Source organism: Actinoplanes sp. NPDC004185 (genome assembly GCF_053603475.1).
Genome location: NZ_JBSGFR010000143.1, coordinates 1 through 1001 on the forward strand (window position 1 = coordinate 1; position 1001 = coordinate 1001).

Consider the following 1001-nt stretch of genomic DNA (forward strand, 5'->3'; position numbering starts at 1 on the left):
CTAAGGGCGCTCAAGGAATTGCCAGCCGCGTCCGTCAAGCCATATCGCCCAAAAATATTCGGTCGTGCGGGAGCGCTTCCTTTTTGCCGGCCGCGCAGGCAGTCCGAAACGTTTTGCTCGGTGATGGGGCGGACGGCATAAATGAGAGCGGTTGCACGGCGCCTCATGGCGTCAAAAAACGATATCGAGAGGCAGTCTTGAAGCAACAGTCGCTCGTTCCTTGTTCCGGGGACAACTGGGCCGTCAAATCGATGCACTTTCAGCCGTTCGTGCACGGCATCCAATGACACGGTGTCACCGGTAATTCCCCATTTCTCTCTTCGACGTTTGCCAAACTGACTGTTCTCGAGGCCTAGCCACTGCTGGATTTTTTTGGCACGAATTGTCCCCTCTGTGTTGTCGGGTTGTGGCAGATAGACCTTGCCCGGATGTTTCGCCAACCAATGTGCAACTTTCCGGCATGGTTGCGTCATCTCCAGGAGCTCGCGGAAGACGTCGTTCATGAGGTCAACCGTTGCCGTTAGAAGTGTCTGTCGCCGGGCGTTCGAGCGTTTAAATGGCACGAGGCGAATGTAGTACTCGTTGTTCGCCTCATCGAACAACGGCATCTCGGCTCTCAACGTCAGCACTTGACCGAGACGAAGGCCCGTGCAAACGAGAACGGTGGCCAAAAGAACGCAGACGCGGTCTGCCCAAGCGGTTCGAGGAACAATACGATAGAGTTGAGCAATCGCAAAGACGACTTCGTCAGACGCTCGTCGGTCGACCTCCGGCCCTTCGTCCAGCTTTATCTGCTTCAAACCACCATGGCTGCGCCCGCGCTTCCTCTTTGCCCAAGCCCAACGGAGCCGTACCTTGACGAGGTGCAACTCATCAAGCGTGTCAGCGATGCACTTAAGGGCAACGTGGACGGTATATTTCGATGTTATCGCTTCTTTTGCGGCAGCGAGCGCCGCCGAATTGAACACTGCAGGCGTCACTTCTGCAATGTCAGTGCCTCG

At 55.9% G+C, this 1001-nt stretch carries 1 protein-coding gene; it reads right to left on the reverse strand.

Going from position 1 to position 1001, the window contains the following annotated elements; genetic code table 11:
• The coding region (locus tag ACWEOZ_RS44440; protein ID WP_451916691.1) for a hypothetical protein at positions 1-980 on the reverse strand (980 nt) is incomplete at its 3' end.
• Positions 981-1001 lie beyond the last annotated feature (21 nt).